General features: G+C 61.6%; 12 protein-coding genes and 1 pseudogene. 4 read left to right on the top strand and 9 right to left on the bottom strand.

Annotated features, from left to right (window positions below):
- Window positions 1-93: 93 nt before the first annotated feature.
- The 4 genes from queD to HNP49_RS18345 form a co-directional block, all read right to left on the bottom strand.
- Entirely contained in the window at window positions 94-450 is a 357-nt protein-coding gene (queD, locus tag HNP49_RS18360) for a 6-carboxytetrahydropterin synthase QueD (protein WP_184685746.1), read from the bottom strand.
- A gap of 66 nt (window positions 451-516) precedes the next feature.
- Window positions 517-882, bottom strand: coding sequence for a DUF5329 domain-containing protein (locus HNP49_RS18355; protein WP_184685744.1), 366 nt, complete (start codon window positions 880-882; stop codon window positions 517-519).
- Window positions 812-1,660: a hypothetical protein gene (locus HNP49_RS18350; protein ID WP_184685742.1), complete on the bottom strand. Its 849-nt coding sequence runs from the start codon at window positions 1,658-1,660 to the stop codon at window positions 812-814. Before HNP49_RS18350 ends, HNP49_RS18355 begins: the two co-directional genes overlap by 71 nt.
- Before the next feature lie 86 nt (window positions 1,661-1,746).
- On the bottom strand, window positions 1,747-2,826 hold the full coding sequence (locus HNP49_RS18345; protein ID WP_184685740.1) for a patatin-like phospholipase family protein: 1,080 nt from the start codon (window positions 2,824-2,826) through the stop codon (window positions 1,747-1,749).
- Between the two features lie 177 nt (window positions 2,827-3,003).
- On the opposite strand from HNP49_RS18345, the gene HNP49_RS18340 reads away from it, so the two are divergent.
- The 4 genes from HNP49_RS18340 to HNP49_RS18325 are packed head-to-tail and all read left to right on the top strand — an operon-like array spanning window position 3,004 to window position 5,607.
- Window positions 3,004-3,312 carry a PepSY domain-containing protein gene (locus HNP49_RS18340; RefSeq protein ID WP_184685738.1) on the top strand — a complete coding sequence of 103 codons (309 nt, stop codon included), beginning with the start codon at window positions 3,004-3,006 and terminating at the stop codon, window positions 3,310-3,312.
- Window positions 3,312-3,623, top strand: coding sequence for a PepSY domain-containing protein (locus HNP49_RS18335; protein WP_184685736.1), 312 nt, complete (start codon window positions 3,312-3,314; stop codon window positions 3,621-3,623). Before HNP49_RS18340 ends, HNP49_RS18335 begins: the two co-directional genes overlap by 1 nt.
- The gene (locus HNP49_RS18330; protein WP_184685734.1) at window positions 3,623-4,288 is read left to right on the top strand and encodes a response regulator transcription factor; all 666 of its coding nucleotides are present in this window, start codon (window positions 3,623-3,625) and stop codon (window positions 4,286-4,288) included. The genes HNP49_RS18335 and HNP49_RS18330 overlap by 1 nt, the downstream gene beginning before the upstream one ends.
- Complete coding sequence (locus tag HNP49_RS18325; protein WP_184685732.1) at window positions 4,288-5,607, top strand: sensor histidine kinase; 1,320 nt, start codon at window positions 4,288-4,290, stop codon at window positions 5,605-5,607. Before HNP49_RS18330 ends, HNP49_RS18325 begins: the two co-directional genes overlap by 1 nt.
- Window positions 5,608-5,633: 26 nt before the next feature.
- On the opposite strand, the gene HNP49_RS18320 is transcribed toward HNP49_RS18325, so the two are convergent.
- The 5 genes and pseudogenes from HNP49_RS18320 to HNP49_RS18305 form a co-directional block, all read right to left on the bottom strand.
- Window positions 5,634-6,218 carry an NADPH-dependent FMN reductase gene (locus HNP49_RS18320; protein WP_184685730.1) on the bottom strand — a complete coding sequence of 195 codons (585 nt, stop codon included), beginning with the start codon at window positions 6,216-6,218 and terminating at the stop codon, window positions 5,634-5,636.
- A gap of 94 nt (window positions 6,219-6,312) precedes the next feature.
- Window positions 6,313-7,068, bottom strand: a complete 756-nt coding sequence (locus tag HNP49_RS19105) for a methyl-accepting chemotaxis protein (protein ID WP_409372568.1) — start codon at window positions 7,066-7,068, stop codon at window positions 6,313-6,315.
- A 102-nt stretch (window positions 7,069-7,170) separates the two neighbouring features.
- A pseudogene (locus HNP49_RS19100) lies at window positions 7,171-8,238 on the bottom strand (HAMP domain-containing protein); the annotation flags it as partial.
- 433 nt (window positions 8,239-8,671) lie between these two features.
- The gene (locus HNP49_RS18310; protein ID WP_184685726.1) at window positions 8,672-9,814 is read right to left on the bottom strand and encodes a catalase family protein; all 1,143 of its coding nucleotides are present in this window, start codon (window positions 9,812-9,814) and stop codon (window positions 8,672-8,674) included.
- 30 nt (window positions 9,815-9,844) lie between these two features.
- Window positions 9,845-11,734, bottom strand: a complete 1,890-nt coding sequence (locus HNP49_RS18305; protein WP_184685724.1) for a di-heme-cytochrome C peroxidase — start codon at window positions 11,732-11,734, stop codon at window positions 9,845-9,847.
- Between the last annotated feature and the right edge of the window lie 64 nt (window positions 11,735-11,798).

Below are 11,798 nucleotides of genomic sequence, written 5' to 3'. Positions count from 1 at the left end.
TGTTTTGACAGCGTGAAGCGCTTAACGCAGGCAAACAAAAAGGCCCCAGGCTGTTAAACCTGGGGCCTTTTCTATTTGGCGCATCCGGCGGGATTAGTCGCCGCGGTATTCACAGCCACTGGTGCAGGTTTCGTGTATACGAATGCGTGAAAGCTCAGGCAGCAGGGGTTTGAGTTCCTGCCAGATCCATTTGGCCAGCACTTCGCTGGTCGGGTTCTCGAGGCCGGGAATTTCATTCAGATAGTTATGGTCGAGCCGCTCGTAGATCGGCTTGAAGATGGCTTTGATTTCGGAGAAGTCGCGAATCCAGCCAGTGTAGGGATCCACTTCGCCTTCGATATGAATGGCCACCTTGAAAGAATGACCATGCAGGCGTCCACATTTGTGTCCGGCGGGGACATGAGGCAGCTGATGGGCTGCCTCAAACATGAATTCTTTAAACAGTTCCACGGTGTAATGCTCATCAGCCGATGCCCAGAACAGGGCAAAGTCTCATTCTATCAGCAATGAGCCGTGCTAGCGGCTTGCTGAGCGTAAGCGCTTAAGCTCGGCGCTGAGCCAATCGGCAGACATTTGTTCGCTGCCTTGGCAACGTACGCGATAGGGCTCGCCGCTGAAGCTGCTTTCCGTGGCGCCACGCTCGATGAACTGTTCTGGGCTGTCGATCAGGTCTTTATCCAGCAGGTAGTCGAGCTTTTTCTGCAAATGGGCGCGTGCATCGGACGAAGCATGTTCGCTGTCGTTACGGATGAAGGTACAGCCACTGCGTTCAACAAAGTCCAGCAGGCTGTCGACCTCTTTCTTCCCCTGTTCATCCAGAGCTGCGAGTGTCGGTTGGCTCAGGGCAAGCAGTGAGCAGCTGACGCAGATGGCGCGCCACATAACGGTGAAATTTGGCATCGTTCCAGTAGTCCAGATGGCTGAAAGGCGTAAAGCGTTTGTACCAGGGACCGACTGCCATGCAGCGGTCCTCTGTAACCACTTGCGCATAGTTCTGCAGTGGGCGTAGCGGGTAGGCAAGGATATCGGCAGGCGCATAGACATTCAGCCAACGTGCCTGGATTTGCAGGCTGGCCGGCAGGCAGTGGCCAGGAAACCGGATAGGTACAACGGGATCGTAGGCGAAAGTGAATAGCGGGATATTGCAGCCAAAGGTGATAAATCCGCTGAAGGTTTCCAGTCCGAGAAAGGGGTCCAGCGCACAACTGCTTTGATTGATCTTCTGCTGGTCCCACACGAAGTTGGAGAAAATGTGCCCCCCTAGTGAATGGGCAAGCACAATCAGTGGTGTGTCCGGGGCTACTTTGGCGCGTAGTTCATGCAGCCCCTGACGCACGCATTGATGCACTTCTTCATAGCTGGTGTCGTAGGCCTGAGAGGTTTTGCGATAGCCGCTGGCATCGCCAAGGAACAGGGTGACGATCCGGCGTAGCCAGCGCCAGCGCACTGGCTGGTCATGCAGAGCCTGAAGGTAGGCTTCTTCCCGCTGATCGAGCACGCTGGCCCAGTAAAGGCTCTGGAATGCAATCTCATTGGCATCGGCGCCCAACCGCTTGCGCAGGGCGGCCACCAAGGGGGCCGCAAAGGCATGTAAACCTTCGTCATCGCGCTGATCCGGCTGATTGCCAATGCCGTGAATGATCGCTACCGCTAGCCGCATATCCCCTCCCTGGTGGCGCAGTTAGTCTAACAGCCTGCTGAACAGCTACCTGTAGTGTCAGGCTGTTATTAAATATTCTCTAAGCATCAGAGCGGTTGCAGTCGTCCTGCAATCTCGCCGCTGCCGACCAGTTCGAGGAATTCGTCACCGAGACGGCGGCTCTCGGCCATGGCCTGGCGCCAATAGTCTTCACGGCCCTGATCGTTGCCCAGGTAGCGCTTGAAGTCACTGCGATCAGGCAGCTTGCCATGGGACAGATGCGCCAGATATTCGCGCGAGGGTGAGATCAGCAGTACATCCTGTAACTGTTCGGCATTGGCGCGGCGCCACGGCAGTGACTTGTCGAACCAGCCGGGAATGACGCGGTCGGTAAAGTGTGGATAGAGCACGATGCCGTCGGTGCGATAGGGCAGGTCCAGATGATAGTCGAGCAGGCCACCATCGCGGAAAACGCCAGCACTGACGCCTGGAATCTCATGGATGGCGTTCATTACCATGGGGATGGAACCCGAGGCCAGCAACGCCTGGCGCAGGTTGTGAGTGCCCAGTTCGTGGTAGTGCGAGGTGAAGTCGGTCAGTGGTGCCAGCGGTGGAGCCTGTCTCGGATCATGCAGTACCACCCGCTCGAAATGGCCTGCCAGGCGCTGGCGGGCCAGCAGGTTATTACCGATCACCGCCGACAGACCAAGGCCCAGCTTGCCACGTTGGTCATGCCGCAACAGGCCCTGGCTCTTTACCACCAGAATATTCAGGTGGTACAGCGGGTTTTGGGTCACGCTGGCATCCTGTCCCTGCAGCAGGTCGTCAAGCAGCTGGGTACAACTGCGACTGACCTCGGTCATGCTCACACCCTTGGCAAAGCGTTGACTGGTATACAGTTCACCTAGGCGCAGCAGCCCTTGCTCAGGGTCGGGGAGGCAAGCGCTGGCGAAGCGCCAGGAGCCGATGGAGGCACCGATCAGGGTACGCTGTCGTGGTGCGCTGGGTAGCCAGGAGCCGAACAGTGCCAGATCCAGCCCCTGAATCCCCAGGCCTTTGGGGCCGCCGGCTGCGCCTGGCAGGATGCTGACATCGGCCGCCTGCAGACCTTGGCTGCGGATACGTTGCATGGCACGCTGTCCGGCACGGAAGGTCAGAGCTGGGAATTTACGGTGAATGGCTGACATGCGGGTCTCCTGCAAACAGCCGCCGATTATAGGTCCTGCGTGGGCTGGGCCAAGCGCTCTTCACCGGATGAATATGTCGCCCCTAGACGAGGCAGCAGGTCATTCAGTTTGAGTTAATCGAGTGTGGCTAGAGTGTGCAGCACAAAGTCCTTGCACACTCAAACGAGGTAAAAACCCATGAACAAGCTGACTGCAATCCTGACTCTGACTGGCCTGGCTTTTGCCGCTGCGACCGTTCAGGCCCGTGATTTGGGGCCGGATGAGGCGCTGCGTCTGCGCGACGCCGGCACTATCCAATCCTTCGAAAAGCTCAATGCTGCCGCACTGGCCAAACATCCGGGCGCCACGATCGAGGAAACCGAGCTGGAACAGGAGCACGGTCGTTACCAGTATCAGGTCGAGTTGCGTGATGGCCAGGGCGTTCGGTGGGATGTCCAGCTGGATGCCACCACCGGCGCGGTGCTGCAGGACCATCAGGACGATTGATGAGCATGTTCTCCCGTGGCCTTGGTCTGCTTTTACTGTGCAGCCTGATCAGTGCTCCAGCGCTCAGTCGTGATCTCGATCAGGATGAGGCGCTGGAACTGGCCCGCACAGGGCAGATCCAGCCTCTGGATGCACTGCTGCAACAAGCCCTGGGAGTGTATCCCGGGGCGACCTTGCTGGAGGCAGAGCTGGAACTTGAACATGGCCGTTATTGCTATGAGGTCGAGTTGCTGACTGCAACCGGCAGCGTCCGCGAACTGGAGCTGGACGCGCAAAGCGGGCAGTTGCTCAAGGATGAGGAAGACAACTGATGCGCCTGTTGCTGGTCGAAGACAGTGTTGAACTGGCCGATTCGTTACTGGCTGAACTGGGTCGACATGGATACGCGGTCGACTGGTTGGCTGACGGGCGCGATGCCGCCTACCAGGGTATCAGCGAGCCTTACGATCTGATCATTCTCGATCTTGGTCTGCCTGGACGGCCCGGGCTGGAAGTCCTGCGCGAGTGGAGGGGCAAAGGCAGTAATACGCCGGTGCTGATTCTCACCGCACGCTCGTCATGGGCCGAGCGGATCGAAGGGCTCAAGGCCGGCGCCGATGACTACCTGAGCAAGCCCTTCCATCCCGAGGAGCTGCTGCTGCGCATTCAGGCCTTGCTGCGCCGGGCCAACGGCCTGAGTAATCAGCCTGAACTGGTGGTGGGCGGCCTGCAACTGGATGAAAGCGAGCAACGCGTCAGTCTCAATGGCCAGCAGGTCGAGCTGACCGCCGCTGAGTTTCGCCTGTTGCGCTATTTCATGTTGCACAACGGGCAGCTGCTGTCCAAGAGCCAGCTGAGCGATCATTTGTATGACGGCGAGAGCGAGCGCGACTCCAATGTCCTCGAAGTCCTGGTCAACCGCTTGCGCAGCAAGTTCGGCAAGGCGGTGATCGAGACCCGTCGCGGGCAGGGTTATCGCTTCGTCGGTGTTCGCTGATGGGCTCTATCCAGCGTCGTATTGGCCTGGCTCTGCTGATCAGCCTGTTGCTCGCCGGCGGTTTGTTGGCCCAAGGCAGCCTATGGCTGTTTGACCGGGGCCTGCGCAACTATCTGCAGAGTGATTTGCGTGATGAGGCCGAGAGTCTGTTGCGGGCTATTGTGCGCAAGCAGTCCGGCGTTCAGCTGGAGGCACAGACCGTCGATCCGTCGTTTCATCGTCCCTATTCCGGGCGTTACTTTCTGATCGATATCGATGGTCAGCTCTGGCGCTCGCGCTCGCTATGGGACCACGAGTTGGGCATGCCGTCGTCCTCCGGGTTGCAAGAGCAGTTGCAGGGCGGCCCCCAGGGACAGCATCTGCTGGTCTATTGTGCGCCCTTCAAGCGTCAGGGCCTGCCGGTTCGCATCTGTGTGGCGCAGGACTACAACCCGGTGCTCCAGGCATTCACCCGCATGCAGCAATTCGCCCTCGGCTTTGGTGCTGGCTTGTTGCTCCTGCTGCTGCTCGCTCAGCGCTGGGCGGTTCGCAGCGCTCTGCGTCCGTTGGAGCAGGTTCGCCAGCAACTGCAGCAGCTGGAACAGGGGCGGCGGAGTGCACTGGAGCTGGTCACGGTCAGTGAGTTGCAGCCGCTGGTGGAGCAGATCAACCAACTGCTGCGTCATACCGAGTCGACCCTTCAGCGCTCGCGTCATGCCCTGGGCAATCTCGGGCACGCCCTGAAGACGCCGTTGGCAGTGCTGTTTACCTTGCTGCAGCGGGATGAGTTCAGGGCACATGAGGCATTGCGTCAAAGCCTGCACGAGCAGTTGCTGCAGGTGCGCAAGCGCCTGGAACGTGAACTGGGGCGTGCACGACTGGCGGGTGAGGTGCTGCCTGGCGCTCATTTCAACTGCGCCGAGGAAGTGCCGGCCTTGCTCGATACCTTGCGCATGATTCATTCGCGCGGCCTGCAACTGGAGTGGCAGGGGGAAACGGGATTGCGCCTGCCGGTGGACCGCGAGGACACACTCGAGCTGCTCGGCAATCTGCTGGACAATGCCTGTAAATGGGCGGCTGCACGGGTTCAGCTGACGATTCAGGCGCAGCAACAGGCTTATGTCCTGCAGGTCGAGGATGATGGTCCCGGGATCGAGGCGAGCGAGCGAGAGCAGGTGCTGCAGCGTGGCTCGCGTCTGGATGAAGAGGTGGCCGGGCATGGTCTCGGCCTGGCTATCGTGCGCGATATTGTCGATAGCTGGGGCGCTCGCCTGACCCTGACGCAAAGCCCGTTGGGCGGTCTGTGCGTCAGAATCGAGCTGCCACGCAAGGCGGCTTGAAGGCTACCTATCCTAGGCAAAAAGCCTTACATGCCGTTGGCAAAGTCCGGGTTGGCAAAACTGATGTTGGCGCGTACCGGTGCCAGGGCGCCGCCGTACTGGCAGAGAATATCCAGCGCATAGTCGATGCGGGCGCGGATGCGCTGATCGCTGCCCTCCAGCGCCGCGCCGGCATTGAGCACCTGCTCGACCTGACGGATGATCAGGTGTTCGGGCAGGTAGCACAGTCGGCAATTCTTGTAGCCTGAGGCACGCAGCTCGCTGATCGGGTAGGCCCCGCCAACACCTGAGGACACCCCCACCAGCAGCGCAGGTTTGTGCGCCAGTTCGGCCTTGCTGGCGTAGAGGAAGAAGTTCTTCACCGCCGGGCAGGCCATGCCGTGCCATTCCGGAGCTATCACCACCAGCGCATCGGCCTCGGCCAGCTGCGCCTGCATGGCCGGCCAGTGTTCGGCGGGGCCGGCTGGCCAGAGTGGCAGGGGAGTGACGGCCAGATCCAGCACGCAGACCTGTTCGCCCCGCTGCTGCAGCTGTTGCTGAAGATAGGCGGCGACTTTGCTGGATTGGCTGTCGGGGCGGCTGGAGCCGCTGAGAATGGCAATCTTGAGCATGCTCGGGTTTCCTGAAGGTGGAGCGTCAGGCTAGCGAGCCTGGCGCCCGGCTGACAAGGAGCCAGGCGCCAGCGTGGTGGGCAAATCAGGTCAGTCAGACACGGAACTGGTCCATCAGCGCCTGCTGTTGGTTGGCCAGCTGGTTGAGGCTCTGACTGATCTGTGCCGACTCGTCTGCCTGCAGGGTGATGGCTTCTGTGACATCCCGGATCGAGGAGATGTTGCGGTTGATCTCGTCGGCCACCGAGCTTTGCTCCTCGGCAGCGCTGGCGATCTGCAGGTTCATGTCGGTAATCACGCTGACCGACTCACCAATCCGGCGCAGGGCGGCTACGGCCATTTCGACCTGTTGCACGCTGCCTTCGGCCTGCCGGTTGCTGCTGTGCATCGAGCTGACGACTTCGCGGGTGCCGCTCTGCAAGCCTTCGATGACCTGGCGGATTTCCTCTACCGAATCCTGCGTCCGTTTGGCCAGGTTGCGCACTTCGTCGGCGACCACGGCAAAGCCGCGCCCGGCCTCGCCGGCACGGGCGGCCTCGATGGCTGCGTTCAGCGCCAGCAGGTTGGTCTGCTCGGCAATCGAACGGATCACTTCCAGCACCGAGCCGATCTGTTCGCTGCTGCTGGCCAGGCCTTCGACCTCCTGCATGGCGGCCGTCAGCTCGGCCGAGAGTTGTTCGATGCTGGTGGTGGTGGCACCGATCACCCCCAATCCCTCCTGGCAGGCCTGATCGGCGCCGCGTGCGGCTCCGGCGGCCTGGGCGGCGCTACGCGCCACATCCTGCGCAGTGGCGCTCATCTCGTGGAAGGCTGTGGCCACCTGATCGACCTCGCGAAACTGCTGCTGCATGCCGGAGCTGGTCTGCTGAGCAATGCCGGCTGAGCGGTCAGCGGTTTGCCGGGCGTCGATCACGGTATTTTTGACCTGCGCGACGATGGGCTGCAGCTTGTCGAGGAAACGGTTGAACCAGCCGGCGAGTTCGCCCAGCTCATCGGCTTTGGCATAGGTCAGGCGCTTGGTCAGGTCACCCTCACCGCTGGCGATGTCCTTGAGCATGCTGGCCACGGCGAGAATCGGCTTGGTCACGCCGAGGGCGGTCAGCCAGATCAGCAGCAGACCGAGCAGGCCGCCCACCAGGCCCAGCACCAGCGCCACGGTGGTGTTGCGCTGACTCATGTCGTCCATCTTGCCTTCGAGGGCAATGGCCGGTGCCAGCAGCACCTTTTCCGGAACTTCGACCAGGACCGCCCACGGTTTGCTGTCGGGGATCGGCTGCAGGGGTTCGAGCACCTGCATGATGCCGTCGTGATGCAGCAGTTGTGGCTGATTCTGGCCGATCAGGCGGACGATCTCGCCGGCCTGGTCGGTAAAAGCCTTGTCCAGCTTGCCGCCGAGCAGCTTGCTGTCGCGGCTGTGGCCGGCCAGGAGCCCGGCAGGGCTGACGATGCTGACATGCCCCTGGCCGTCGAACAGTGCCTTGTGGGCGTCGTCACTGATGCTCTGCAGGCTGGCCAGGCTGATATCCACGCCGAGCACGCCGATCACCTTGCCGTTGAGCTCCAGCGGGAAGGCAATGCTGGTCATCAGGGTTTTCACCCCGTCGGTATCGTCGATATAGGGTTCCAGCAGGCAGTGCGTGCGGGTCTGTAGCGGGCAGCTGTACCAGGCGTTGTAGGGCGCGCCGCTGATGCCAGGCGTGGTGTCGTTGAGCGACTCTTCATCCATGGCCGAGAGAGTGATCTCGCCTTTGGTGTTTTGTGCCCAGTACAGGGAGAAGCGGCCCTTGTCATTACTGCCGATGGCTTCCTGGCCGACGAACAGCTCATCCTTGCCGTCTAGCGCGTTGGGCTCGAAGGCGACGTAGATGCCCAGCAGACTGCGGTTGGCTTCCAGGGCGCTCTTGATCTGCCGGGTCAGGTCTTCGCGCAGGTCGAAGGCATCGAGAAAGCGCTTTTCCGCCTGTTCGCGGATGAACAGCACTTGCTTGGCCGAGCCCTTGCCGTACTGGAAGGCATCCATGAAGTAGCGTTGCATGCGCAAAGCCTGGGCCTCACCGCGCGCGGACATGCGCAGGCGGGCAGACTCCTCGAGCATCGCGGTGCTGGCCTGTTTGACCAGCGTGGCATTGCGGCCGGCCTGCACCACCGAGGCGCTGACCAGCACGGCGACAATGGCCAACAGGCAGATACCCGCCAAGAGGGTGATCTTCCACTGGATGGACAGACGGTTGAACAGCATGGGGCAATCCTTCTGCAAAGGCACTAAGAGAGGGCGCACACAACGATATGCCACAGCCAGAAGCCGGGCTTAATGCTGAATATCGTCCGTGTCCGCCAGAACTTAAATGTAGCAGCAAGAATTGTGCACAGTTTGCGCAGGATATTGAACGGGTGATGCCTGAAATGGACAGCACTCGGCGCCAGACCGTTGCAAACGTCTGGCGCCGCCAGGCTTACGGGGTGCTAGCGGCGTTGCGCTGCTGGCGATAGGCGCTGACATTCAGGTACACCGCCTGGCGGAGGCGGTTGATGCCGCCCAGAGGACGATGCTCGGGCAGTGCGTGCCAGGGGTTGTAGGAGAGGTTGTCGCAGAACAGGTTCTGCTCGCGGCTATCGAAATCCTGTGGCGGTACCTTGAGGGTGGCCACAGTGACGAAGGGCGAGTCCTGTTCCGACCACTCGACGCTGGTGTCTTCCAGCGGCATGTAGCGCGACGGGTCCTGGCGTTGTACCTGGAGGGCAAAGCAGGCTGGCATGCGATCCAGCGATAGCTGCTGATACAGGGCGCTGCGCAGGAAGTTCGGCAGGTCGCTGTTCTGGGCTGGCAACTGATAGTCCGGGCAGTTCTGCGGTGCCGGGATGACCCGGTATTTGATGTTGTTCGGCCCGAGCTTGAACGGCGCGATGGAGTTGTAAGTGGTGCTCACTGGGCTGGCCGGTGCCGGGCTCAGGGTATTCAGGGCAATCAGCATGTGGCGAATCTCCCAGGTTCTGGGGTCCCAGCTGGGAAAGAAGGCCAGGATTTTCTGGCCGCTGGCCTGGGCGGCGAAGTTCTGCCGGTATTCGGCAACATCGCGAACGAAAAACACCGGGTGGTTGAACATGACGAAGTCCTGCTCGCCATCATGGCCGCGGCCGGGCATCAGTTTGGTGCCCGGCACGTCGAGCAGCTTGATCGCCATGCCGCGTGCATCGCGGGTGGCGTCGAACTGCGGGTAGGCGTTGCCATTGGAGAACCGCACCCAGCTGTGCCAGGTCTTGCCCGGTTCGCTGAATACCCCATGGCGCAGTTCCGGGTGGAGATCGGGCAGCACGCTGAGCTCGGCCTTGACGCAGCCATGAGCCTTGGCATGGGCATCACGCAGCACGCGGGTATTGTCGCGGTGCTGTTCGACGATGCGAATGGCATCCTCGATGATGGCCTGGGTGTAGCGGCCTTCATCGGCGGGAATCTGCTCCTCGGCCGCAACCGGGCCGGAGAACTTCCAGTGGTAATACAGCGCGCCAAGCCCCAGGCCGACAGCCGCCAGCAGCAGGGGAGGCAGTAGCAGCCAGGCCAGCAGTTTGCCCAGGCCCATCCAGAAACGTTGCAGCATGGTGATGCTCCTTATCAGTCTTGCGCTGGGTCAGCCTTGCGGTTGGCCAGCCGTGCAGTTCGGGCCTGGGTTCCAGGGGCGTTCCTCTACGCTGCTGAGCTGCTGCTCCAGCGCGTCATTGCCCATGACTTTTAGGTATTCGATCAGCGCCCAGCGCTCTTCCGGTTGCAGGGCGCGACCGATGACGCCGTCGGTGCGGCAGCCGTCGCGGAATTCATGGCCCTGATTGCCGTTACCGGTGATACGGGTGTCGAGCAGGAAACCGCCGGGGAACTTCTCGCTCTGGTAACCGGCGCGACGTGGGTCGTATTCGAAGTTGCCGACCCAGAACTGCGTGCTGCGCTCGCTGACCGGTGACAGCAGTTCGAACAGATTGGGTACCGAGCCATTGTGCAGGAACGGCGGCGTGGCCCAGATGCCCTGCAGCGGACGAGCCTTGTAGCCGCGCTTCTCGCGTACGCCGATGGGCAGGCCGAAACCGTCCATCTGGGCGCGTTCGCTGCCGCTGATGCCCGCATCGCGGTAGGCGCGGTTTTCGACGAAGGCGGTCAGGTAGGCCAGGCCCTTGGCACTGGAGATGCTGGCAAAGTCGATCTGTTCCAGCGAGCCGTCGAGCAGGCGCACATCGAGTTTGCCCAGTTCTTCCTTGCTCCAGCCCAGCTTGCGGATGTCGTAGCGGTGGTCGGCTATGTTGTCGGCGGCGGTGGAGTCGGTACCGACGATGCTGGTCGGCACGATGCGCAGTTTCCATTCCGGGTTGCGACTTGGCGCCAGGCGTTGGTCGGGTTCGACCGGGTTGGGCGCGTGGCAGTAGGCGCAGTTTTCGCGGAACAGGGCGCGGCCCTGGCTGGCCAGCTTGAGGTCGACCTTGCCGAACACGGCCTCGGGCCATTGTGGCGGCTTGAGCTGCTTGAGGGTTTCTTCCAGGGTATGCAGGTCGCGTACGCGCACGCCGCTGGCGTAGCGCTCGTCACCCTGTACCGGGCTGCCATCGTCATTGAACAGGCGCAGCGGCGCCCCCACACCGAGGGCCTCGCCGATATTGCGCGCCATCGGCTGCATGGCCGAGCCGTTCCACTGCACCCAGTCGAACTTCCAGATATCCCAGACATGCGGGTAGCTGACCGGCGCATTGCCCTCTCGGTAGTTGGCCGGGTCGAGGGCATCGCCATACACGGTATTGGCGATGCGGCCGAAGGCATCGGTGCGGCCGAAACCTTCGGCGGTGGGGTAGAGGCTGCGGTGGGTGTCGTTCCAGGAGGTAGCCAGCATGCGTCCGAGCACGGTCTTGAATTCGCCGCGCAGCTGGTCCTTGCCCTTGGGATAACGTTCGCCCAGCACCGTTTTGGCAAAGCGGCTGAACTTCACCGGGTTGAGGTAGGTCTCGACCATGCTTGCAGCCAGTGCCTGGCCGAAGCTGCCGCCACGCAGGGTCGGTACGGTAGAGGCCAGCGAGTGCAGGGCCTGGCCGCCGTCGATGCGCACCGCCTGGCCCTGGTAGCGTAGCTCTCCGGTGTGGCAGGCGGCGCAGGTGATATCCAGGTACCAGGTGCCGGACTCGTTGTCCTGATGGCGGGCGAAGCCTACCGGCAGGTTGCCGGGGTTCTGCGCCGTTGGCTGCTGTTTGGGATCAACCAGCAGACCGAAGCGCGCCAGGTTGTCCGGAGCGGCGAAGCGGTCGCGGCTGAAGGGCTTTTCCAGGGCGCCGAACCAGTCGTAGCGCAGGCCTTTGACCTGGGTTCCCTGGGGCGTGTAGTAGTAGGTCTGCCGCGCCTGTTCCGACCACTGCTCAAGGTAATGCACCTGGCTTGGAGCCTGATATTTCGGCAGGTTGGGATTGATCACGTAGTACAGCAGCAGTGCGCCGGCCAGCACGGCAAGCAGCACGACCAGGTAGAGGGTTCGGCGCAGGATACGCATCGACAACATCCTTGTAGCGATTGAAAGTGACGGCCCTTATGCCAAGCTCGGTGATACTTGGCAA

Origin of the sequence: Pseudomonas fluvialis, assembly GCF_014207935.1 — a bacterium.
GTDB classification, from domain to species: Bacteria; Pseudomonadota; Gammaproteobacteria; order Pseudomonadales; family Pseudomonadaceae; genus Aquipseudomonas; species Aquipseudomonas fluvialis_A.
This window is presented reverse-complemented; position numbering and strand designations above follow the sequence as displayed.

What these genes read in the sequence shown, in the direction of transcription:
- HNP49_RS18325 (WP_184685732.1), top strand. Translation starts at nt 4,288, where the DNA reads ATGGGCTCTATCCAGCGTCGTATTGGCCTGGCTCTGCTGATCAGCCTG.
- HNP49_RS18305 (WP_184685724.1), bottom strand. Translation starts at nt 11,734, where the DNA reads ATGCGTATCCTGCGCCGAACCCTCTACCTGGTCGTGCTGCTTGCCGTG.
- HNP49_RS18330 (WP_184685734.1), top strand. Translation starts at nt 3,623, where the DNA reads ATGCGCCTGTTGCTGGTCGAAGACAGTGTTGAACTGGCCGATTCGTTA.
- HNP49_RS18345 (WP_184685740.1), bottom strand. Translation starts at nt 2,826, where the DNA reads ATGTCAGCCATTCACCGTAAATTCCCAGCTCTGACCTTCCGTGCCGGA.
- HNP49_RS18340 (WP_184685738.1), top strand. Translation starts at nt 3,004, where the DNA reads ATGAACAAGCTGACTGCAATCCTGACTCTGACTGGCCTGGCTTTTGCC.
- HNP49_RS19105 (WP_409372568.1), bottom strand. Translation starts at nt 7,068, where the DNA reads ATGCAGCAGCAGTTTCGCGAGGTCGATCAGGTGGCCACAGCCTTCCAC.
- HNP49_RS18355 (WP_184685744.1), bottom strand. Translation starts at nt 882, where the DNA reads ATGTGGCGCGCCATCTGCGTCAGCTGCTCACTGCTTGCCCTGAGCCAA.
- HNP49_RS18350 (WP_184685742.1), bottom strand. Translation starts at nt 1,660, where the DNA reads ATGCGGCTAGCGGTAGCGATCATTCACGGCATTGGCAATCAGCCGGAT.
- HNP49_RS18320 (WP_184685730.1), bottom strand. Translation starts at nt 6,218, where the DNA reads ATGCTCAAGATTGCCATTCTCAGCGGCTCCAGCCGCCCCGACAGCCAA.
- HNP49_RS18310 (WP_184685726.1), bottom strand. Translation starts at nt 9,814, where the DNA reads ATGCTGCAACGTTTCTGGATGGGCCTGGGCAAACTGCTGGCCTGGCTG.
- HNP49_RS18335 (WP_184685736.1), top strand. Translation starts at nt 3,312, where the DNA reads ATGAGCATGTTCTCCCGTGGCCTTGGTCTGCTTTTACTGTGCAGCCTG.